Source organism: Porphyromonas catoniae ATCC 51270 (genome assembly GCF_000565015.1).
GTDB classification, from domain to species: domain Bacteria; phylum Bacteroidota; class Bacteroidia; order Bacteroidales; family Porphyromonadaceae; genus Porphyromonas; species Porphyromonas catoniae.
Genome location: NZ_JDFF01000013.1, coordinates 39,799 through 62,818, shown reverse-complemented (window position 1 = coordinate 62,818; position 23,020 = coordinate 39,799). Strand labels below are relative to the sequence as shown.

Here is a 23,020-nt window from a genome sequence, read left to right as displayed (position 1 = left end):
AGTGGAAAATACATGCGGAGATGCTCGCCTGCACCTCCTTCATGACAAAGGTATAAAAGTTATCTTTATGCCCAATAGCCCCCTCGACCTTCGGGCGATTACATGTAAAATTTGGCTCACACACCTTACTCCATATCTTCCTCGAGCCGTGTGTGGTTCAGGTACAAGGGCTGAGGGGAAGGTCGTGGAGTCACTCACCCCGCTAGCTTGCCCATATGGAGAGGCAAAAAAGCTATGATAGTGAACCGAGGAACACTATGATAGCGAATCTTAGTTCGCTATCATAGTGTTTTTTACTCCCTCAGAATACCTTTAGGTAGAGCTTCCCTAGAGCGGACAAAATAGAGAATCAGAGCAGGTGGGGAAGAGAACCATTCCGAGGGAAAGAGTGATGTCCTCAGCAAGCAAAAATCATGTATCTTTGCCCGTATAATAAGTATTATAAGGCTTTGAGCAGTGGGGATATGTCCTGAGTGGTCGCCCCACATCGCTGGTTTATGTAAAACATCCGTATGAAACGAAGTAAGACCAAAACGCTTGTCTCTGTTGCTCTCCTTTGCCTAGCCTCTATGGCAGGTCTAGAGGCACAACAGACCGTGGAAACATTCAACCCCGTACTCACGGCTACCCCCTCTCTGCAGATTACCCCTGATGCCCGTGCTGCTGCTATGGGTGAGCTTGGTACCTCCACAACACCAGATCCCTATGCCCAGTATTGGAATCCTGCAAAGTTTGCCTTCCTCAAGAGTGAGGCAGGGCTATCACTCAGCTACACACCTTGGCTTTCACGCCTCGTCTCGGACATCGCCCTAATGCATGTCGGAGGGTACTACAAGATCGGGGGAGAAGAGGGGACACAGGCTATCGGTGCTTCCCTGCGCTACTTCTCTATGGGCAAGCTCACGAAGTGGGATGCATCAGGACGTAGCCTCGGCGAAGCTCATCCAAATGAGTTTGCCTTCGATGCCAGCTATTCACGCAAGCTCTCCAATGAGTTCTCGATGGCCGTTGCCCTACGATACATCCACTCTGACCAAGATGCAGGCAGGGGGCATAGTCCAGGGAATGCCTTTGCTGCAGATATTGCAGGTTACTTACACAAGTATGTTACGTTGGGGAGTGCCGAGGCTCTGTGGACCTTAGGCTTCAACGTCCGCAACATCGGTACGAAGATTTCCTTCGATGGGGGGACAAACTCGGCTTTTATCCCTACCAACCTTGGTGTTGGTACGGGGATGCTTTACCCCATTGATGAGGTGAACTCCATCGCGCTTAACATAGAGGTGAACAAGTTACTCGTGCCAACGCCCACGATCGGTAATGCCCAAAAGGCTAAGGACTACAACAAGACCTCTGCAATCGCAGGTATCTTCAAGAGCTTCACGGATGCTCCTGGTGGATTTAAGGAGGAGTGGAGAGAGATTCGCTGGAGCCTTGGTGCAGAATACAACTATAATGATAAGTTCTTCGTGCGTGCTGGTTACAGCTATCTACACCCTACGAAGGGAAATCTCCAGGCATTTACAGCAGGGGCGGGCTTCCGTATGAAGGCTCTGCGTATCGATGCATCCTACCTCGTCTCAACCATCTCTGATAACCCTCTCGACCAGACGCTACGTTTCACCCTTGCCTTCGATATGGAGGGCATTCGTCAGCTCTTTAAGTAATTCACTCTATGCAGATACCTTACCGTATTGGTTTTGGCTACGATGTACACCGCCTAGAGGAGGGCTATGACCTCTGGCTAGGTGGTATAAAGATACCGTATGAGAAGGGGTTAGCAGGACATTCGGATGCGGATGTCCTCCTCCATGCCGTCTGTGATGCTCTACTCGGTGCTGCGGCACTCGGGGATATAGGGGTACACTTCCCTCCCACGGACATGGCTTATAAGGGAATCGATAGTAAGATCCTGCTGAAGAAGACCTGCGAACTCATTCGTCAGGCTGGCTATGAGATCGGGAATATAGATGCTACAATAGCGGCAGAAGCCCCGAAGATTAACCCTCATATCCCCCAGATGAAGACGATAATGGCTGAGGTGATGGGACTAACATCAGGAGAGATCTCCATTAAAGCTACTACGACGGAGCGATTGGGCTTTGTCGGTCATCGTGAGGGTATGGAGGCTTATGCTACAGCTCTTATCATGAAGCGGCAGTAGGGTAGAGTATCCCCCTCCGAAGTATGTGACTCCACACATCTAAGTAGTGATAGGCAGAGCCACAGAGGTGTATTTGACCTCTGTGGCTCTACTTTAATTATCCACCGTCTGAGGCTTGGATATAAGGATGCTGTTGAGAGAATAGAGGTATGCTCACGCCTAATATAGAGGCTTTGGTCAAGGAGATAGTAGCGATGGACTAGTAAAAATACAGGGGGAGAAGACAATATTTCTTTACCTTTGTAGTAGAGTAAGCCCTAGATGACAAGCAATGTCAGAGGGTTGTCTCTCGTAAGACCTGCCCTCGTGGTGGGATAGATGGGACAATGTATGAATCCCTCATTCTAGCTAAGATAGATAATGGCTGACACAAAACAGGCGATAAGCCAAGATCGTAAGCGGACGAACATCCTGCATAATAAGGAGCTTGCGCTGATCGCTTACCTCGTGGAGCGAATGCCTCGCTGGGTGACCTCGAACATGCTCACTAGCCTTGGGCTATGTGGCAATCTCTTTGTCGCCCTCGCGATGCTATTAGGTGCTCTGTATCATGATAGTACATGGCTTCTTCTTACCCCTGTGGGGTTTGCAATCAACTGGTTTGGTGACTCGCTAGACGGGCGATTGGCCTACTACCGCAATCGCCCCCGCAAGTGGTTTGGCTTCTGCCTTGATATTGTAGTGGACTGGATAGGGATCGTAGCCATTGGACTAGGGTACTATTCCTATGTACAGCCAGGTTGGAAGCTTATAGGCTTCATCTTCGTCGCTCTCTATGGGGGAGAGATGATTATCTCCCAGCTCCGTTATAAGGTAACCGACAAGTACTCCATAGACTCAGGTCTCCTCGGACCTACCGAGGTGCGCATCATCCTAGCTAGTTTATTCTGCCTCGATTACTTCGTGCCGGGGAGTATCCACTGGATAGGGCTCGGGGTTTCCTTCGTGCTACTTGTGGCATTTGTATCAGACTTCTTCAAGTTGCTGGACTCTGCCAATGAGCGAGATGCAGCCCTGAGAGGGGAGCAACAAGCTAAGGAGAACTAAACAATAGATTTACCTCTGAAACGACTCATCCTCACTTTCTCTCGTGCTCAGATCTCGGCGGGTGCAGGCTCGGTGATTGACTATGGGCTGATGGTGCTCACGAGGCAAGTCTTCGGGTGGCCATTGTTTTGGGCTGTTGCGCTAGGTGGAGTAGTTGGAGCGATTGTAAACTTCTCTCTGAACCGCTACTGGACATTCACCTCAGGCTCTGGGACGCAGGGCTATTCCAATGCTTTCCTCATTCAGCTTGCTAAGTTCGCCCTCACAGTGGCGGGTAGTATTGTCCTCAAGTACCTCGGGACGTACCTGCTAGAGCATCATGTCGGCATTGACTATAAGATAGGTAAGCTCATCGCCGATCTCTTCGTCTCCGTTCTGTTTAATTATCCCCTACAACGCTTCTGGGTCTTCCATAAGACTCGCCCCTGATGTTGTGGGGCTTTTTATTGCTATATGCGTACTCTCCGATCTTTCACTCGTTTCTTTCTACCTCTTTTCATCGTTGTCCTCTTGAGCTCTGGCACATTTGCACGAGCACGTACCGTAGAGAAGAAAATCTACCCAAGGTCAATGCAAGGTCTAAGGATTTTCTCAGGTGTAGATTCTGTGAAGATGGAGCTGTGGGTAGATAGTGTCTACACTTCGCTAGATCTGCGGGCTCGAGTAGGCCAGCTTATCATGCCTATTATCTATCCTCGAGTGACGGATACGGAGCTACTCCTAGCACGGCTCAAGAAGGAGCAATGGGGAGGTATTCTTTTCCAGAAAGGTATGCTTGCTGATCAGCGCACCTTAACAATTCGTTTACAGCAGGCTAGTCCTACTCCGCTACTTATCGCTCTGGATGGTGAATGGGGGCTGTATATGCGTCTGAAGGATGCTCCACAATATCCTCGCAATAGAGGTCTGGGTGATGCTGGCGATCTAAAGCTCATAGAGGCCTATGGGGCAGAGGTAGCACGGCAATGCCAACTCATGGGCATTCACATCAACTTTGCTCCAGTAGTGGATGTGAATATTAACCCTAAAAACCCTGTAATCGGCTCACGTAGCTTCGGTACTTCCCCTCAGCACGTTGCTGCGTGTGCCCTTGCTTATGCTCGTGGGCTGGAGATGGGAGGAGTATTATCCGTGGCGAAGCACTTCCCTGGGCATGGTGATACGCATGAAGATTCGCACAAAACACTCCCTATCGTATCAGCCTCTAAGGCTAGGATGAAGGCTGTGGAGCTTTTCCCTTTCAAAGAATACTTTGCATCGGGCTTTGGTGGCGTGATGACGGCGCATCTTAGTGTCCCTAGCTATGATGCCTCCGGACGTGCATCCTCCTTGAGCAAGCCCATTACGACGACATTGCTTCGAGAGGAGATGGGGTTTCGTGGGCTTGTGTTTACCGATGCATTGGAGATGAAGGGAGCACAGACGGGGGCCGTATCCTCTGTTGCCGTTGCAGCCTTGAAGGCTGGGAATGACATTCTCTTAGGACCCGCACAGCCTGCACAAGCGTTGGATGAAATCTTGGAAGCGCAAGCTCGTGGTGAGCTAACCGATGATGAAATAGAGGAGAAATGTCGTCGAGTACTGTCCTTTAAGTACGCTTTGATCCTTTGTAAAGCCAAGGGTGGAGTAGAAGCTGAGGTAGTAAAAGATAAAATCTGGACACCAGAGGAAGCGCAACTACGAGCAAGACTCCAGCAAGCAGCCAAAGCCACAACAACAGATATCGATCCCACGGCTAGGACTAAAGCGATGCGAATGAAGCAGGTTAAGGCCAAATCTGGCAAGAGATAATCTAAGCGCATGAATTACCGCTCGTTCATCTTTCTTGCTCTTGGTCTTAGCTTTACCTCAAGGAGCTCGGCGCAGGAGCTGGTCATCCCGGACTCTCTTCCGCAGATACAGATAGATGTTGATAGTCTTTCTGCTCGTCCTTTAGAGCTTTCCGCGCGACGCTTAGAGCGTATTGACTCGCTTGCAGAGGCAGGTCTTCGGATGGGTGCCTATCCAGGCTGTCAGATCTTTGCTTTGCACGAAGGGCAAGTCATTTATGATCGTGCCTTTGGCTCAATGACCAAGCTCGGAGGGAAAGGTGAAGACCCGACAAATATTTATACGCTTTATGATCTCGCATCAGTAACAAAAGCTGCGGCGACAACACCAGCGTTGATGTTGTTGGTCTCAGAGCGTAAGGTAAAGCTAAATGCTCCGCTCTTGACCTACCTACCAGAGACGGGGGGGACACTACTCGGGATGGTTACCGTGAGGCAACTGCTCCTGCATCAGTCAGGCTTACCGGCTGGGATTAACTTCTACACCGATCTGATTGATACTGCCAGCTACGAAGGCGCACTGATACGTTACAAGGCGTTTAGTGGCGGGGTGCCGTTGGTTGGTAAGGCATGGGGCAACCCCAATTTCCGCTTCTTGGATGAATATATAGCAATGAAGCGGTCGGAGAAGCATGCGCTACGCTTTTCTCGAAATAAATACATCGCTCCAGACTTCAAAGAGCGTATGATGGAGCGCCTTCTCAACGTCCGAGTCTCATCAAACAAAAGCTACCGATACAGCGATTTGAACTTCCTGCTCCTACAGCAAATCATCGAGCGTGTATCAGGTCAGAGCCTTGATTCTTTCGTTGAGGAACGCCTTTTCCGTCCCATTGGAGCCCGACTTTATTATTGTCCTTTAGAGCATGGCGTGAAGGCCGAGGCAATCGCTCCTGCCCAAGATGATCGGTTCTTACGAGGAGAAGTGCTCAGAGGGACTGTGGATGACGAGACGGCAGCTTGCCTAGGTGGTGTCTCGGGGAATGCTGGTCTCTTCGGCTCGGCAAGGGAACTTGCCAAGGTTGCTCAGCTTCTTCTCCAGGAAGGTAAGTGGGAGGGCAAGACTATTATCCCAGAGCGCACGGTCAGGCTTTTCACCGAAACGCTCGGTGATGGCGGAATACGTGCCTTGGGCTTTGATAAACCTCGGCGTAGCGGTGGGCCTACGGGCGCGCTCGCTTCCTCTCGCACCTACGGTCACTTGGGCTTCACCGGTACGTGCTTTTGGGTAGATCCTGAGTACGATTTAGTCTTTGTCTTCCTCTCCAACCGCACTTATCCCTCGCGACAAAATACCCTGCTCATGCGAGAGCGTCTCCGACAGCAGCTGCAAGACTTACTCTACGAAGCAATGGGCATCTTCTCTCCTCGTGAATAAACTCCATCAATCTCCCTCTCTGTAATATCTTTCATCCCTATGAGTTCAACTATCTCGACCACGATTATTGGTGTGGCAGGCGGATCTGCCTCAGGAAAGTCCACGCTCGTACGCAAGCTCCAAGAGGCTTTTGTTGAAGAGCATGTCACGACGTTATGCCACGACTTCTACTACAAAGCTCATGATGAGCTGACATTAGAGGAACGAGCCAAGCTCAACTACGACCACCCTCACTCCTTTGATACTGATATGATGATCGAACATATCCGTCAACTCAAGCAAGGGGAAAGTATTCAGCGACCCGTTTATTCCTTTAATGACCACAATAGATTACCTCAAACCGTCCTCGTGCACCCAGCCAAGGTCCTTATCCTAGACGGAATTTTGATCCTAGAGAATAAAGAACTCCGAGAGCTCATGGATGTGAAGGTCTACGTTGATACTGATGACGACGTACGTCTAGCACGACGTTTGGTGCGGGATGTACAGGAGCGTGGGCGGGATATGAACTCTGTGCTCAAGCAATATTTCTCTACCGTCAAGCCTATGCACCGTGACTTCGTAGAGCCATCTAAGCGTTATGCCGACATCATTATCCCTGAGGGCGGGATGAACCCAGTAGCGCTCTCGCTCCTGGTTGAGAATATTCATTCGCTCCTTCGCTAAAGTTCTCGTTCCTATTTACTGGCTCCAGTGTGCTAAGTTCGTCCAAGTTGGATGTATTTAGCCTGCTGGAGCCAGTTTATTTAGAGCGTTATCGTAGGGAAAGTGTATTAAGCATCATAGAGAAACTCCTCAACGCTCCATCATAATTGCCTCTCCTCTCTACTGAAATTGCCTAATCTTTCTATCGAAAGCCGTTCTGCCCTCCACAGAAATTGCCTCATCTTTCTGTCGAAAGCCGTTCTGCCCTCCACAGAAATTGCCTCATCTTTCTGTCGAAATCCGTTCTCCGCTCCACCGAAATTGCCTTATCTTTCTGTCAAAAGCCGTTCTCCGCTCCACAGAAATTGCCTCATCTTTCTGTCGAAAGCCATTCTTTCCTCCACAGAAATTGCCTTATCTTTCTGTCGAAATCCGTTCTCCTCTCCACAGAAATTGCCTCATCGCTCTGTCATAACCTGCTTAGCTATCATAGAAATGTAGCTTAACTATTAAACTAAAGCCATTTCATGCTATATACGAAGTTACTAAGCTATAAAAGATAAGTACGTGAGGTAGATATTAGAATTAGCTCTAAAAGCAAAAGAAGGTACATTACAATTGTTTTCATTTACAAGTAAATCTAAACCTGAATAAACTGAGCAGACTAAGCGAATAAATTGGAGTTCTAAACGGAATAAATTGAGGTATCAATTGAGGTTAATTGATGCACCTTCTGAATTTACCTTATCAACCTAGAAAATTTACCTAATCAATCTGGAAAATTATTAGGTACTTTTTCCCGATTGATTAGGTACTTTCTAGAGGGTGGTCAGTTTCTTTTACTTGAATGGATGTTTACTTTCTGTTGTACAGTGAGTTACGTTGGGTTGAGAGTAGAGTGAGTTTGGGGTATAACTAGAGAAGATTTAGGGGGATTAGCAATGAAATCGCACGCAAAGAAGAGAAAGGCTAGAAGGGGACATTACCTTCTAGCCTTTCTCCTTGCAATGTAATGGCGGGAGCAAATTAGCTTTTACAAATGAAAAGTTCCTTTACATTATCCGCTCTTTACAGCCTCTTCTAGAGAGAATAGAGTATGCTGATGGACTCGTGATTAATGACTCGCTTGATGGCTTCAGCAAAGACAGCGGCGACAGAGACTACACGGATCTTATCAGAATGCTTACGTAGAGGGATCGAGTCAGTGAAAATCATCTCCGTTAATGCTGAAGCATCGATGCGCTCTGTGGCTGGGTCGCTGAGAACTGCGTGACTTGCGATGGCTCGTACACTGCGGGCGCCGTTCTTCATCATCAAGTCCGCAGCCTTACATATCGTACCAGCGGTGTCCACAATGTCATCAACGAGGATAACGTCCTTGCCCGTCACGTCGCCAATGATGGTCATTTCGGCCACTTCATTAGCCTTTGCACGGCTCTTGTGGCAGATGACCATGGGCACTCCGAGGAACTTTGCGTAGGAATTGGCTCGTTTTGCCCCGCCCACATCAGGTGTTGCCATCACGGTGCGATCAAGGTCGGAGGTCTTTCTTAAATAATCGATGAAGACCGTTGAAGCATAAAGGTGATCCACGGGGACGTCGAAGAAGCCCTGTATCTGGTCTGCGTGCAGGTCCATTGTGATGAGTCGGGTCACCCCGGCAGTGCTGAGGAGATCGGCCATGAGCTTTGCTCCGATGGAGACACGAGGTTTGTCCTTGCGATCCTGGCGTGCCCAGCCGAAGTAAGGTATTACAGCGGCGATGTAATGTGCTGAGGCGCGCTTGGCTGCATCAATCATGAGCAGCAGCTCCATAATGTTGTCCGAGGACGGATAAGTGGACTGTACGAGGAAGACATCCTTACCACGGATGCTGTCTTTGTAATAGACCGAAAACTCTCCGTCAGCAAAGTGCTCGACTTCCATGTCCCCTAGGTTGAGACCTAGGCCTTCTGCAATCTTGGTGGCAAGCTCCAGAGAAGCAGATCCAGCAAAGATGGCGACGTTCTTTGTGTCAATACTCATGAGGTGTATAAGTTTGTTTGTCCCATCACAAGCGGATGGGATGGGCCGTATTAATTGCGTTTTAGGACGAGTGCAGTGCGCGGTGGTAGGTAAAGTGAGATGGCATCCTTTACCTCACCATCGTAAGTGGTACTCTGAGTGTAGTGTGGCTGTGCATCATCAATAAGACTATAGCCACCGAAGTCCTTGGCATCGCTGTCTAGGATGATTGAATAATGCCCCTCAGGTACAGGAATGGCGTAGTCTGTATAGGCCAGCGTTGGGTGAAAGTTGAAGACGAAAATATAATTCCCTCGACCAAAGCAGAGGACTTGATCGTCTTCATGTGACCAGTATTGAGTGAGGGGTAGATTGTTGAATGAGCGGATACCATCGAGTAGATGTACCATTGCCTTATCGAAGTTCCTAAGGTCGTGGTAGAGGAGTTCACTATTGTCGGCAAGACTCCACTGGCGACGGGCATAGTGGTACGACCAGCCGTTACCCTCTCTGGGGAAATCAATCCACTCAGGATGCCCAAATTCGTTCCCCATGAAGGTTAAGTAGCCTCCGTTCATTGTTGCAGCGGTGACTAGACGTATCATCTTATGCAGAGCTACCGCACGATCCGTCGTGAGTGAACGTGTCGCATGGCTCATGTGCCAGTACATGTCGGCATCAGCGAGACGGAAAATGAGGGTCTTATCTCCAACCAATGCTTGGTCATGACTCTCTGCATAACTGATGGTCTTCTCATCCTCACGTCGGTTCGTGAGTTCGTACCATATCGCCCCAGGACTCCAAGCTTCGTCGGGGTGCTCCTTGATGAGCTTAATCCAGAAGTCTGGGATATTCATCGCAAGTCGGTAATCGAAGCCAAATCCTCCGTCCTCAATAGCAGAGGCTAATCCTGGCATTCCGCTTACTTCTTCAGCAATGGTTATGGCATGTGGGTGAACTTGATGAATGAGCTTATTGGCCAGGGTCAGGTAGGCCATGGCATCGGCATCCTGATGACCATTGAAATAGTCAGCGTAGGATGTGAAGGCTTCTCCTAATCCATGGTCGTAGTAGAGCATGGAAGATACTCCATCAAAGCGGAAGCCGTCAAACTGGAAGACCTCAAGCCAGTACTTACAGTTGGATAGTAAGAAATGAATGACGTTGTTTCGCCCGTAGTCAAAGCAGAGAGAATCCCAAGCTGGGTGGTCTCCACGTGGCCCTTCGTGGAAAAATAGAGTGCGAGATCCGTCATACTTGGCTAGTCCCTCAACTTCGTTCTTTACCGCATGGCTGTGTACGAGATCCATGATGACACGTAGGCCAAGACCGTGGGCAGTGTCGATTAGTTCTTTCAGTTCGTCGGGAGAGCCAAAGCGACTACTTGGGGCAAAGAAGCTTGATACATGATAGCCAAAGGATCCATAATAGGGGTGTTCCTGAATGGCCATAATCTGAATAGCATTATAGCCCAAGTCTACGATGCGAGGGAGTATCTGTTCCTGAAACTCTCGATAGCCACTTACCTTGCCTTCCTCTGATGACATACCGATGTGGCATTCATAAATCATCAGAGGTTCATCTTGGCATGTTGGGCGTGTATGTTTGAATTTATATTCTTCCTCTGGAGCCCATATCTGTGCGCTGAAGATGCCTGTTTCACTATCCTGTACAACTCGAGTTGCCCAAGCAGGGATACGCTCCCCACAGCCATGCCCCCAGTGCACAAAGAGGCGGTAGTGGTCTCCATGATGGAGGGCATCTTTCGCTACCTTGATCTCCCAGTTCCCATAGTCGTCGACGCGTTTAAGCTTCCAAACAGACATGGTTTGCCAACCATTGAAGGAGCCAATGAGGTAGACACTCTGTGCGCCAGGAAGCGACTCTCTGAGTATCCATGATCCTCGCTCATCACGATGTAGTCCGTAGTACAGATACCCATCGGCAAACTGCTCCAAAGGAATATCACCACCTTGTGTTATGGATCGTTCCCTTGCCCGAGTGAACTGCATGCGACGATGTATGCGCTCTTCGTAGGGCTTAAGCCAAGGGTCGTTCATTGCTAGCTTAGTCATAATTCTTTTGTGGTGACGGGTTAGCGACTGCGTAAGTCTTACTTGAGATTGAGGATAAGCGTAGAGGGAAGGCTGAGGAGCAACGCTTTATTATGATCAAAGGTGTCTCGCCAGAGCCTATAGTTGAGGATCATCAGATCGTATCCCTCTGGGGGCTTGCAACCATTATTGGGGCTTAGTCCCTTTTCAGAGTGAGTGTCAGGCTCTCTAGCAGTCCCCACGAAGCTATGGGGCAGTGTCGCTATTATCTCTTCACCTGTGTGTAGAGGTAGCTTTTCTCCTTGGAGAGCCTTGGATATGATGATGTGTAGTGTCCCCTGATTATTCTCTGCCATTGTGCGAGCATAGGGGAGCATACGTATATCTTCTCTAGTTGTTAGATAGAGTAGGATACGCTTGGGAGAATCAAAAGAGCGACTTAGGAAGATACCCACTGAGCAAGGGGCTTTCTCTATGAAGAACTCCATTTTATCTCGGAGCATACTATGTATGGACAGCAGAGCCTCTGTGGTACGGACAGAGAAGGCTCCCATACGTCTGCTCATTTGTTCACGCATCGTTGTTGCCTCGCGGTCATCTTCATCAGAGGAGAGACGTACACCAGCACCAACGATGAGTAGATTGTATCGCTCATTGATAAGCTTTGCGAGGATGGTGTTCTCTACGTTCCCAGAGACCTGGTAATCGGTCTCTAGTGGTTGGGCAAGTCGGTTTGCCTCCATAATGATGGGACGGAAGCTATCGTTGAAGTACTTGTCTGCATCAATGGAGTTAATGTCTTTATCGGTGGTGATATGTAGTGCCGTGACGTTGGGATGTGCTTCACCTCTCCTCAGGAGCTGATTTGTTAGACGGAGGAGGCTTGCTCCTGAGGCAGGACGACCAAAGGAGAGTAGCACCTTTGCTCCAGCCTGTTTACCAACTACATCGATTCGATCTGTTCGCCTTGTGCGTAGCTTATTGATTAGGTTAATCAAGTGGATCATGGGCATTGTCATTACCGTTGTAATGACGGTCATCATCACCAGAACGGTATAGATTGCGGGGGGAAGAATCCCCATCTCATAGCCAATCCCAAGGACAACGAGTTCCATTAGCCCCCTAGTATTCATGAATGCCCCTAGGTAGATGCTATTCTTTGGAGATTGACCACAAACTCGAGCCGAGATATATGTTCCTCCGACTTTCCCCACAATAGCGATGAGTGTGAAGGCTCCCAGAAGAGTCCACATGTCCACACCGCTGATGAGTCCCAGCTCAGTCTGTAGTCCGCTCGAGACAAAGAAAAGTGGTAAGAAAAGGAGAAGTGAAACGTCCTCAATCTTGTCCGAGATAATCTTACGAAACGATAGATCCTCGGGCATTACTAGTCCCAGCATGAAAGCTCCAAAGAGTGCGTGCATGCTGAGTAGCTCTGTGATATAGGATGATAGGAGAAGTAGAATGATGATTACCCCCACCATTCCATGGCTAATGACCTCGGTATTGTTGTACACCTTACCTGCCGCACGAAAGAGCGGACGAATGATGCCGAACATGACGAGGAGGTAGCCAATAAGGAAGAGAAGATTGTACCCAGTACTTAGGATACTGCCACTCTGTGAGATGGCAATAATAGCAGCCAGCATGAGCCAAGCGGTGATGTCTCCAGCCGCTGCTGTAGAGAGAGAAAGCTTGCCGAGGTGTGTACGCTGTAGGTTACTCTCCTGGATAATGCGAGCCAGCACAGGGAACGCTGTGATACTCATAGCAATCCCGATGAAGAGTGCAAAAGGAGTGAAGCCCGTGTATGCCGCTGCGTACTGGGTATAGATACTGTAGCTTAACGGAAGGGATAGTACAAAGGGTAGGAGGATACCTGCATGGCTGATAACTATACTCCCCTTTAGCTGGCGTCTTATGTCTCCGAGGCGGAGTTCCATCCCGACTGCAAACATGAAGAGGATTAGCCCAAAGTTGCTAAGCAGCTGGATATTTGGTAGACTTTCTTGTGGGAAGAGCATTGTGAAAAGCTCTGGCGAAAGCTTCCCAAATAGTGAAGGGCCAAGGAGAATGCCTGCTACAATCTCTCCTATGACAGCTGGTTGTTTGATTTTGCGAAAGAGCCAGCCCATGAGGCGGGCAGCAATCAGGATAACGAGTATTTGTAGGAGTAGTCGACCAATCGTAGACTCTCGGTGATGCGTGACGCTCTGCTGGAAGTCTGCAAAGGCTGAGGCAAAGGAGGCAGGACTTAGGTTTGTGTTGGCTGTGGCTGTAGTCGGTACTAGATGTTCACCTAACTGGAGCGTTCCCCAAAGGGCTGCCACAGAGGCGATCAGGATAATGAAGTAGAAAACAAAGGGCCAGAGGCCACGTTGCTTGGACATATATAAAGTACTCTATTCTTTTTCGTTGGCTCCTTGCTTGAGCTTCCAATAGCACGCTTGCTGAGCATACTTTCAAGCTCAAAGATACGAATTATCAGTTGAGTAGACGACTCCTACATGCCAAGTTCTCCCAAACAACTAGATAGTATACGACATATCCTAGCTATCAGGATTAAGCTCATTATTAGCATAGGTACAACCTAGCTAGGCTTTACGTCCCGAGAGATGTTTACTTACGCTAGACAGAGTAGAAGGTTAGCCTTTTCTCCCGTTCTGCCATTTCATTCTTGATGTGCTCTGTCGTTGTAAACAATATGCTCTCTTTGTACAGAAAGGACGGGAGAGTGATGATATAAAGACAGATTACTTCTTCCTCCAGTGGAAGAGCTCATGAGCTTTCGGGGTTTCTACTCCTCCTACGTAGTCGAGGATCACACGTAATGCTGGTGCAACCTCTGCTCCAGTGAAGCCCTTGATGTCTTCGTAGCCGACGTACTGCTGGTAATATTCGAGGTAGAGCTCTGCCGCAGGGAGGTAGGACCAATGCCACTTTTCTAGTTCGTAGCCTGGGCGCCCCTGCCCCTTATCAGTAAAGACTTGGGCAAAGCCATACTCATGACCATGCTTGCAGAGCCACTCATACTCGGCTTTACCCTTGCCAGAGGTGAAGTAAGAGTTCTCAAGATTATTGATGTCAATGTCTGTGCCCCAATGATGTCGAGAGGTCATGGGCATGGAGCTATAGCGTAAGATGTCACGAGCACGCTCCTCGGCTGAGCCCTTCCTGACAGCCCACTTTCTCTCCCATATACCTTTTTGTTGAGAGAAAGTGCGTGTGCCAGAGAGAGCTTTGAGGCTTATTCCATCCTTGGCTGCAGCATCGCTCATAGCCTCAAACTGATCAGCTACAACGTTCTGGAGATAAATCTGTCGAGAGGTGTAGCGTGAGCCAAGCTTTCGGAAGTGTGGACTCCTGAGGTAAGAAATCTGCCCCGTCACTAGAGCCTTGCTGGCAGGTAGGAAGGTTTTAGCCTTGATGCTATCTGTTGGGGCTTGCTCTTGTTTTGCCTTGGGCTGTATTGCTCTCCTCAAGCACTGAGCATTGAGGGGGGAGAGGCTGGGTGCAAGGGCTAGGACAAGCCCGAGGAGTAGAATAGGCTTAGTCCTCATACACAACGATACTATCATCGTCTACATCCTCAGCGAGATCAATGTAGCGAGCGAGTACCCAGCCCTTCGCTCCGGTTTTCTTGCGCTGGATGTAGTACCATTGCTCGTAGGTGATGGTCTTGACTGAGGTACGATCGAGCTTGGTATAGCCTTTCACACCTGCATTGACATAAGACACATGATACACGTCAGCCTCAGGGTCGAAGGCAAGGAGTTCGACGGCTTTTCCCTTAGGTAGAGTGAAGCGGTACTCGCCTTCTTGGGAATAGAACTTTGCGTCCTTTAGCAGGATGGCCTCTACGGCATCACTATTCGTACGTGATCGATTGAGGATTATTACATCTTCGTTTTTCTGTAGCTTTCCTACTACTTTAGACTGCGTCGTAGGATGGTTGCGCAGATTGACATTTGTAGCATTTACTTGCCCGAACTTGTCACTCTGTGCATGAATGTTTAGCACGAAACCAAGAGCTAAGCTAAGCCCAAGGAATGTTTTACAGATGTACTTCATATTGCTTGAAAATAAGAGTTATAGTTTGATGATTGAATGTAGGCCTAAAAACGGAAGAGATAGCTGAGGAAACCTCCAAAGCGTATCTCTGATGACTGCACATAGGGCTCTGTGCGCTCCGTACTCCAGATATTGCCAAAGCCATAAACAAACCGTCCCTCTAGCTCTAGGCGATGGTGTGTCCCGAGACCAAAGCTTAGTCCTGGTCCACCACCTAAACCCCAGAAGAACTTACTCTTGATACCTAGTGCATGGCGAGCAAGGTCTTTTTCGGACATATTGGCCTCACCAGATACAGAGCTTGTCTCGGAGAGTGCGTAGCCTATGAATGGCCCTGCATTGACAAAAACTCTTGTACTAGGGCTACCTAAGTAGAGGTGTGCCAAGAGTGGTGTCTCTATGTACGTGATATCTCGGGTATAGCTTGTGCCAGCAGCATCGTACTTCTCTCGCCATCCAGAGGTAAGATAGTTTGCCTCTAGTTGTAGTGATGCTCCACGCTCTACATCGTACCTGATCTTAAGACCAGCCATATTCCCGATATGGATACGCTGACTAACGCTAGGCACGAAGCTGAAGCGACTTGCTAGGACGCCACCGTGCACTCCTATGGAGAGGGCTTGATGAAAGGGCTCCACCTGCTGTGCCTGAGCCAAGAGGGGACAGAGGAGGAAGAGTAGAGTAGTGCGTATTACTCGAAAAGTTGTCATTAGAACGATTCTCGTAAGATGCTTCCAGAGCTGGTGTAGGTCACTAGGTAGAAACGCGTGTTTGAGTAGACACGACTACCATGAGGCTGTAGCTGGAAATCCAGCTGTAGCCCATCGTGGGGTAGGGTGGACGAACTGCTGATGAACCCTTTGCCATGAGCTGCATAGGCTCTAATGAAGTAGCGGGCAATATCGTAGCCTAGCACACTATACTTGGGGTATGTATTGCTGATTTTATGCCCAAACCAAGTATTGTATTGGGTGAGGAAATCCTTAGCCTCGGGCATCGTGGGGTCAAAGAAAAACGAGGAATAGATCGTCGTATTTAGCCTGTGTAGGCTCTGTTGAAATTGCCCCCCGTAGCTTTGCCATTGTGGATAACCGAAGAGTGTAACTCCAGTGCTTTGTGTGCCGATGGCGGCTACTGTTGCGAGGGCGAGATTGCGGTCTGCAGAGATGGGGACGACTACGGTATTGCTCCCGATACTAGGCATAGAGCCACTACCCACCTCAATCGTGCGCATCGTGATGCCAGCCTTCTGTAGTGCTGGGCGAAGCTGTGTGACGAAGGGCTCCTCTGTGTCTGTACGCCTCCGAGTGAAGACTACCTCACGCCCCTTGTATCGCTGAAGGAAGAAGGGAACAACACGCTCGATGATGTACGAGGACTGTGCATTGGCTAGGATGACATTCCCCGAGTGAGGAGTGAGATTGTCTATTCGGCTAAAGGGTACGATATAATGGTTGTAGCCCGAGGCATCAGCAATAGCTCGTATCTGAACGTCATTTACCCCACCAATCACAATATCTTGATCTACAAACTTGCCAGAGGAAATGTAACTAAGCAGGGTGTTGTCACTAGGTATGTCTAGTGTGGTAAGTTGGATGGAGATCCCGCTTTTCTTCAAATCATACATGCCAAGCAGGAAGCCCTCATAGAACTCAATGAACTTACGGTCCTTAGTCAGGGGCAAGAGCATCAAGACCCTTGTTTGTGCTGTTGCAACTTGGTTTGTAGGAGAACTCGGTTCTTCTGGCTCCTTTGCCTTAGGTGCGGTTGGGGTTACCTCAGCTTTACTAACGGGGATGAGGAGCTCCATCCCGACCTTGAGGCTTGATGTTGTTACCCCAGGATTAGCACGGAGTAGATCCGCTAGTTCTACACCATAGATTTTACTGATGCGGTACAGTGTTTCACCCCCCTCTACCTTGTGTCTCGTGGTTTTTGTGGGGGTGCTTCGACTTGTTTGTTGTGCACTGCTATCGGTAGGTATAAGGAGCTTGTCCCCAACCTTTATCTGCTTTTTTGCCCAAGGATTGAGTTCGTAGATCTTCTCAATTGAAGCGTTGTACCTGCGGGCGATGCTGTACACAGTCTCTTCGCGCTGCACCTCGTGCTCACGGATGCGCTTGGGTGTCTGAGCCCATGTCTCAATGGAGAGACTGAGGGTGAGGGCACATATCACTAGAGCAATACTGAGTCGTCTGAAACCAGCCATAAGGAGGTATATCTAAATGAATATCTTAGTCTATCAAAACAACACAAAGTTACAGAAAGACCTCCACACATACTACTACCCCTGTCTCATTATAGACACCTCATCCTCCAAATACCTCAATAACCTCATGGCATTGATGCTAAACCCTGCCTATTTAAGGACTTTGTACCAGAGGGGAGACGAGTTACCATAAGTCTTCGTTGCGAGTTACCATAACTCGTCGCAGAGACTTACCACAACTCTTTGGGACGACTTACCACAACTCGTCGAGGAGAGTTATAGTAAGTTGCTTGGCCGTCTTTGCACATTCCCATATCTTCTTTGCTCCCAACTTGTTATTAGGATGTTTAGGTGTGCCTTGGTTTGGGAATCTTATACCAATCTATTGCTGCCTAAATAGCATTGATGTCTACTTACCTCGCTTCCTTGTTGCCCTACGTGGATGAAGTTGGCTATGTAATCCTTTGAGGCTTTGGATGAATAAAAAAAGAAGTCGCTGTAAGGCTTTAATGTCTTACAGCGATCCTGGCGGTATGGACGGGACTCGAACCCGCGACCCCCTGCGTGACAGGCAGGTATTCTAACCAGCTGAACTACCACACCAGCTCTCGTTTGCTCAACAAAGATAGTACAAGAAATCATGACTGCCAAACACCTTGGATGTCAGGGAAGCAGTGCTAGCTCTCATTTGAAAAGTCACAGTACTCCTTAGGAAAAAGGATAAGCCTACTCTGGGGAGCCTTTGTTATGCCAATTCCCTCACGTAATGAGGCTCATTCCTTACATTATGCAGGGGCAGAAATCATGCTGTGGAATCTGATGCCCTTGCCTAGGTTGCGAAAGGTAAATGCAGAGTCTGTCTGGTATCCTTACAAGGAAGGTAAAACTAAAGCCCCCACTGCAGACATAGCATCTGCGGTGGGGGCTATTCGTTACTATCTCTCAGGGGAGGTAAAGGGATTACTCAGCAGAGAGTGAAGCACGCTTGAAGGCTGTGACCGTGAGGGTCTTGCTCTGAGCCTGAAGATACTGCTGGATGTTTACCTTGTTGTCCTTGACGAATGCTTGCTCAAGGAGGGTATTTTCCTTGTAGTATTTCTTTAGTGCTCCCTCGGCGATATGCTCGATGATGTTCTCGGGCTTACCTGCTTCACGAGCCTTATCACGTGCGATGGATAGCTCACGTTCCTTGATGTCAGCTGGTACGTCATCCTCGGTGATACCGGCAGGATTCATAGCTGCAATCTGCATCGCTACGTCACGAGCGACCTGAGCATCTACGGGTTCGTTGAAGGCTACGATGGTAGCAAGTCGATTACCTGGATGAATGTAAGAGATAGCAGATGCCCCCTTGACAAACTCGTAGTAGCCAAGCTCCATCTTCTCACCCGTTACGCCGCTACGCTCTGTGATGTGCTCCTGTACTGTACGCCCATCTGCGAGAGGCGTAGCCAGGAGTGCATCCTTAGAGATTTCGGGCTTGCTCTTAGCAACGTCTAGGACAGACTTGGCAAGAGCGATGAAATCTTCATTCTTTGCTACAAAGTCCGTTTCACACTTGATCTCGATAGCTACAGCATAGCCACCTTCGTGAGCAGCAAGGATACAGCCCTCTTCTGCTTCACGATCTGAACGCTTGGCAGCTAGAGCCTGACCACGCTTACGGAGTAGTTCGATAGCTTTCTCAAAGTCACCAGCAGCTTCTTCGAGAGCCTTCTTGACATCCATCATCCCTGCCCCCGTTAGCTTACGGAGCTTGGCGATGTCTTGGATTGATACACCCATTGTGTTTGTATAGTTTGAATTGTGTTTGACTTCTTTTGGATCTCTTATCCCCTCTAAATGAAGCGAGGACGAGCAACCTTGCGCTCGCTCATCCTCGCCTCTTTGGGGTGTCTACCTTTGTCCCTTATACAGCCTCCAAGAGGGGAGGGTAGAGGAAAGGTAGTTACACAGTTAGGCTTCTGCTTCTACTTCTGTTTCAGAAGATGCAGCGGCCTTACGAGGGCGACGTGCGGCACCGTTTCGAGAACGACCGTGCTCGATGCGCTTTACACCCTCTTCGTTTTCATCCTTCTCGTCACCCTTACCTTCAGCCTTACGCTCTTGTAGACCTTCGGAGATAGCAGCACATACTGCAGAGACGATGATCTCTACTGCAGCTGCCGAGTCGTCGTTGGCAGGGATAACGTAGTCGATATTGGAAGGATCGCTATTGGTGTCCACAATAGCAAAGACGGGGATTCCAAGACGCTTAGCTTCAGCTACTGCGATATGCTCCTTCATAACGTCTACGACGAAGAGAGCAGAGGGCAGACGCCTCATGTCAGCGATTGAGCCAAGTGTGAGCTCTAGCTTAGCACGCTGACGTGAGATCTGGAGCTTCTCACGCTTGGAGAGATTATCAAATGTACCATCTGCAGTCATCTTATCGATGTCGCCCATCTTCTTTACGGCCTTTCGGATCGTAGCGAAGTTTGTGAGCATACCACCTGGCCAGCGCTCAGTGACGTAGGGCATACCTACGGCCTTAGCGAGCTCTGCTACAGCTCCCTTGAGCTGCTTCTTAGTGGCAACGAAGAGGATCTTCTTGCCACCCTTGGCCATGGCCTTAGCGATTTCTGCTGCTTCGTCTACCTTAACAACAGTCTTGTGAAGGTCGATGATGTGAATGTCGTTGCGCTCCATGAAGATGTATGGAGCCATAGCTGCGTTCCACTTACGTGTGAGGTGACCGAAGTGTGCACCAGCTTCTATGAGTTGGTCAAAGGAAACTCTTGACATGATTTCGTTTACGTTCTATAAATGTAACAGGATTACTTTCAACTGCCTGGTAGGACAGCTCAGGAGCCGTAGCTCTAGGCAGTTTAGATACTAAACGCGAGATAACACCTAGTGGACTATCAGCTAGCCCACAACAAGGTATTAACGCTTGCTGAACTGGAAGCGCTTGCGAGCCTTGGGGCGTCCTGGCTTCTTACGCTCAACGACACGAGAGTCGCGAGTAAGGAATCCTTCTGCACGCAGAGCAGGCTTGTCTTCTTCGTTGATTTTGACAAGAGCGCGAGCGATAGCGAGGCGAGCGGCTTCACTCTGACCCTTGAATCCTCCACCCTTGAGGTTGATCTTGATGTCATACTTTTCTACAGCGTCGAGCGTCGAGAGAGGCTGGCGAACGATGTACTGTAGAATAGATGAGGGGAAGTAGACAGCGATGTCACGCTTGTTGATAGTGATCTTCCCGCTACCAGCAGATACATATACACGGGCTACTGCGGCCTTACGACGGCCAATGGCATTGATCAATTCCATAGTCCTAGTACTACTTTAGCGTGTTGAGATCGATGAGACGGGGCTGCTGAGCTTCGTGCTTGTGTTCTGCTCCGTCGTATACATAGAGATTAGCTAGGATAGCAGCCCCGAGGCGATTCTTAGGGAGCATACCCTTGACCACCTTGCGGAAGAGACGATCAGAGCCCTTAGCCTGTAGGAAGCGGGGGCTAAACTGACGCTGCCCACCTGGGTAGCCAGAGAACTTGAGATAAACTCGGTCGTCCCACTTCTTACCAGTGAGGACTACCTTATCTGCATTGATTACAATCACGTTATCCCCACAGTCTACGTGAGGCGTGAAGTTGGGCTTGTACTTGCCACGGAGCAACTTGGCGATCTTGGAGCATACACGTCCCAAGCTCTGACCAGAAGCATCCACGACCACCCACTCCTTTGTGACGGTAGCCTTGTTTGCAGAAACGGTCTTGAAACTTAAAGTGTCCATTCCTTCTGTCTTGTTGTTAGTTAAATTAGACGAAATGCGAGACCTCATGAGCGGACATTGTCTTCGTGTGCTGGTCATAAGAGTTGGACACAGACACATCACACATTACTCTCCCAGTACTGGGCGATAAGACTCTGTCAATCCTTCAGCTCGCAATGATACTATTTGATAAACAGCGCACAAAAGTACGAAAAAACAACCAACTATGCAATACTTATGAGCTGTACTTCGTGTGAGCTCCATCGTCTCTTCTCTAGGGGTGAGATCGGAGGGGGGGGAGCTGGGCAGGGGAGACGTCAAGAAAAGATGCGAGGCTAAAAGATTTGTAGGCTAATGGTTCCTGCGTGTAAGGTATTGGTATAGATCGCATATATGCCCCCTCAACTTGTACATTACGTATAGTTAGAGGGGGCGAGAGCTTTAATGGAATAGGCTCCCTAGAGGGAAGGGAAAAGGATAGCCCGTAGAGTCTAGGTAGCTTATCTTATAGTAGTGGGAGGAGCTCAGAGAGGTGAATGCTGTTTGAGCCTTTAAGTAGAATGAGGGTATCGTTTAGCGGGTGAGCTGTGAGGTAGTCTTTAAGCTCTGATACTGAGGGGAAGATGTTGGGTTCACTCCCGAGCAATGCCTGCCACTTAGGCCCACAGAGAAGAAACTCTAGAGGGTGTTTCATAGCCTCGTTTCGGAGCATCTCTAGGAGTTGCCGATGGGCATCCTCAGAGGCTGTACCCAGCTCATTCATATCTCCGAGGATGAGGGTGCGCGGGGTACCTAGAGGGAGGATGCTAAGGAAATTCTCGATAGCCTTCTTCATACTCGAGGGGTTAGCATTGTAGGCATCTGCGATGATGCGGTTCCCCCGATCGGAGAGGATGAACTGAGATCGGCTGTTGCTCGGTGTGTAGGCTCTGAGGGCTTCACTAATCTTTTTAACAGGGATGTCGAAGAAGAGCCCAATTGTAATTGCTGCTAGAGCGTTGGGGAGGTTGTATGCCCCGACTAAGTGTGTTGTGACCTCCTGCTCTGGGAGTGAGAGGGAGGGACAGGTCCAGCTAAAGCTCAAGAAGAGTTGGTGTTCCACAGCCTTTACTTCGCCTTGTACAAGGGGGGTGCTTTTTGTAGATGGTTGATGGAGTTTGTCTGTCCCATAGAGTACCCTTTGCACACCTTCGCTCATCTGTAGGAGGGTGGTATCCTCAGCATGAACGAAGAGTACACCTCCATGCGTACGCACATAGTCGTACAGCTCACCCTTAGTCTTCCTCACGCCCTCGATTGAGCCAAAGCCCTCGAGGTGTGCTTGACCAATGTTAGTGATGAGTCCATAGTTGGGCTCAGCGATGGCACATAGCTCTGCGATATCGCCAGGCTTGCTCGCTCCCATCTCAATGAGAGCAAGCTGATGCTTCTGTGTGAGGCGAAGGAGGGTAAGTGGGACGCCAATATGATTATTGAGGTTGCCCTCGGTGAAGAGTAGCTGGTAGCCCTGAGCCAGCACAGAGGCGGTTAGCTCCTTTGTGGTGGTTTTCCCGTTCGTACCCGTGATTGCGATTACAGGGGTCTTGAGTTGGTGTCTGTGGTGACGAGCAAGCTGTTGTAGGGCGTAGAGGACGTCAGGTACTAGGAGTAGTCGATCATCCTTGTCCGCTAGGGTGCAATCGTCGATGACAGCATAGGCAGCCCCTGCCTCTAGGGCTGAAAGGGCATATTTATTCCCATCAAAGTTTGCCCCTTTCAGTGCAAAGAAGAGGCAATCTTTAGGGAGCTTTCGGGTATCGGTAGAGACTGTGGAATGCTGGAGATAGAGGGTATAGAGCTCTTCTATTGTAGTCATTTTGATG

At 49.2% G+C, this 23,020-nt stretch carries 19 protein-coding genes and 1 tRNA gene; 7 read left to right on the top strand and 13 right to left on the bottom strand.

Annotated elements, in window-relative coordinates; genetic code table 11:
- Positions 1 to 512 precede the first annotated feature (512 nt).
- From porV to udk, 7 genes are all read left to right on the top strand, one after another.
- Positions 513 to 1,667: a type IX secretion system outer membrane channel protein PorV gene (gene porV / locus HMPREF0636_RS04330; RefSeq protein WP_081748399.1), complete on the top strand. Its 1,155-nt coding sequence runs from the start codon at positions 513 to 515 to the stop codon at positions 1,665 to 1,667.
- Positions 1,668 to 1,675: 8 nt separating this feature from the next.
- The gene (ispF, locus tag HMPREF0636_RS04325) at positions 1,676 to 2,164 is read left to right on the top strand and encodes a 2-C-methyl-D-erythritol 2,4-cyclodiphosphate synthase (RefSeq protein WP_044168747.1); all 489 of its coding nucleotides are present in this window, start codon (positions 1,676 to 1,678) and stop codon (positions 2,162 to 2,164) included.
- A 360-nt stretch (positions 2,165 to 2,524) separates the two neighbouring features.
- Positions 2,525 to 3,211, top strand: coding sequence for a CDP-alcohol phosphatidyltransferase family protein (locus HMPREF0636_RS04320; protein ID WP_044168746.1), 687 nt, complete (start codon positions 2,525 to 2,527; stop codon positions 3,209 to 3,211).
- A gap of 72 nt (positions 3,212 to 3,283) precedes the next feature.
- Complete coding sequence (locus tag HMPREF0636_RS04315) at positions 3,284 to 3,640, top strand: GtrA family protein (protein ID WP_248616871.1); 357 nt, start codon at positions 3,284 to 3,286, stop codon at positions 3,638 to 3,640.
- 24 nt (positions 3,641 to 3,664) lie between these two features.
- Positions 3,665 to 5,002 (top strand): glycoside hydrolase family 3 protein, encoded by a 1,338-nt coding sequence (locus HMPREF0636_RS04310; RefSeq protein WP_044168742.1) that lies wholly within the window; start codon positions 3,665 to 3,667, stop codon positions 5,000 to 5,002.
- Between the two features lie 9 nt (positions 5,003 to 5,011).
- Positions 5,012 to 6,418 (top strand): serine hydrolase domain-containing protein, encoded by a 1,407-nt coding sequence (locus HMPREF0636_RS04305; RefSeq protein WP_044168740.1) that lies wholly within the window; start codon positions 5,012 to 5,014, stop codon positions 6,416 to 6,418.
- A gap of 39 nt (positions 6,419 to 6,457) precedes the next feature.
- Entirely contained in the window at positions 6,458 to 7,084 is a 627-nt protein-coding gene (udk, locus tag HMPREF0636_RS04300) for a uridine kinase (protein WP_005469374.1), read from the top strand.
- A 1,059-nt stretch (positions 7,085 to 8,143) separates the two neighbouring features.
- On the opposite strand, the gene HMPREF0636_RS04295 is transcribed toward udk, so the two are convergent.
- From HMPREF0636_RS04295 to HMPREF0636_RS04235, 13 genes are all read right to left on the bottom strand, one after another.
- The gene (locus HMPREF0636_RS04295) at positions 8,144 to 9,088 is read right to left on the bottom strand and encodes a ribose-phosphate pyrophosphokinase (RefSeq protein ID WP_005469372.1); all 945 of its coding nucleotides are present in this window, start codon (positions 9,086 to 9,088) and stop codon (positions 8,144 to 8,146) included.
- A gap of 50 nt (positions 9,089 to 9,138) precedes the next feature.
- Positions 9,139 to 11,142 carry an alpha amylase C-terminal domain-containing protein gene (locus tag HMPREF0636_RS04290; protein ID WP_044168739.1) on the bottom strand — a complete coding sequence of 668 codons (2,004 nt, stop codon included), beginning with the start codon at positions 11,140 to 11,142 and terminating at the stop codon, positions 9,139 to 9,141.
- A gap of 38 nt (positions 11,143 to 11,180) precedes the next feature.
- Complete coding sequence (locus tag HMPREF0636_RS04285) at positions 11,181 to 13,511, bottom strand: cation:proton antiporter (RefSeq protein ID WP_044168738.1); 2,331 nt, start codon at positions 13,509 to 13,511, stop codon at positions 11,181 to 11,183.
- A 363-nt stretch (positions 13,512 to 13,874) separates the two neighbouring features.
- Positions 13,875 to 14,681, bottom strand: coding sequence for a M15 family metallopeptidase (locus HMPREF0636_RS04280; RefSeq protein WP_044168736.1), 807 nt, complete (start codon positions 14,679 to 14,681; stop codon positions 13,875 to 13,877).
- A complete protein-coding gene (locus HMPREF0636_RS04275; protein WP_005469360.1) occupies positions 14,671 to 15,192 on the bottom strand; it encodes an SH3 domain-containing protein in 522 nt (173 codons plus the stop codon). Before HMPREF0636_RS04275 ends, HMPREF0636_RS04280 begins: the two co-directional genes overlap by 11 nt.
- A gap of 44 nt (positions 15,193 to 15,236) precedes the next feature.
- Entirely contained in the window at positions 15,237 to 15,902 is a 666-nt protein-coding gene (locus tag HMPREF0636_RS04270; protein ID WP_044168735.1) for a porin family protein, read from the bottom strand.
- Positions 15,902 to 17,401 (bottom strand): PBP1 and LysM peptidoglycan-binding domain-containing protein, encoded by a 1,500-nt coding sequence (locus HMPREF0636_RS04265; protein WP_044168734.1) that lies wholly within the window; start codon positions 17,399 to 17,401, stop codon positions 15,902 to 15,904. Before HMPREF0636_RS04265 ends, HMPREF0636_RS04270 begins: the two co-directional genes overlap by 1 nt.
- 526 nt (positions 17,402 to 17,927) lie before the next feature.
- Positions 17,928 to 18,004 (bottom strand) — tRNA-Asp (locus HMPREF0636_RS04260).
- 357 nt (positions 18,005 to 18,361) lie between these two features.
- Complete coding sequence (gene tsf, locus HMPREF0636_RS04255) at positions 18,362 to 19,186, bottom strand: translation elongation factor Ts (RefSeq protein WP_044168733.1); 825 nt, start codon at positions 19,184 to 19,186, stop codon at positions 18,362 to 18,364.
- A gap of 171 nt (positions 19,187 to 19,357) precedes the next feature.
- Positions 19,358 to 20,185, bottom strand: coding sequence for a 30S ribosomal protein S2 (gene rpsB, locus HMPREF0636_RS04250; protein ID WP_044168732.1), 828 nt, complete (start codon positions 20,183 to 20,185; stop codon positions 19,358 to 19,360).
- A 141-nt stretch (positions 20,186 to 20,326) separates the two neighbouring features.
- On the bottom strand, positions 20,327 to 20,713 hold the full coding sequence (gene rpsI, locus HMPREF0636_RS04245) for a 30S ribosomal protein S9 (RefSeq protein ID WP_005469347.1): 387 nt from the start codon (positions 20,711 to 20,713) through the stop codon (positions 20,327 to 20,329).
- A gap of 10 nt (positions 20,714 to 20,723) precedes the next feature.
- Positions 20,724 to 21,179, bottom strand: a complete 456-nt coding sequence (gene rplM, locus HMPREF0636_RS04240; protein WP_005469345.1) for a 50S ribosomal protein L13 — start codon at positions 21,177 to 21,179, stop codon at positions 20,724 to 20,726.
- 484 nt (positions 21,180 to 21,663) lie between these two features.
- Positions 21,664 to 23,013: a UDP-N-acetylmuramoyl-tripeptide--D-alanyl-D-alanine ligase gene (locus HMPREF0636_RS04235; RefSeq protein ID WP_044168731.1), complete on the bottom strand. Its 1,350-nt coding sequence runs from the start codon at positions 23,011 to 23,013 to the stop codon at positions 21,664 to 21,666.
- Positions 23,014 to 23,020 lie beyond the last annotated feature (7 nt).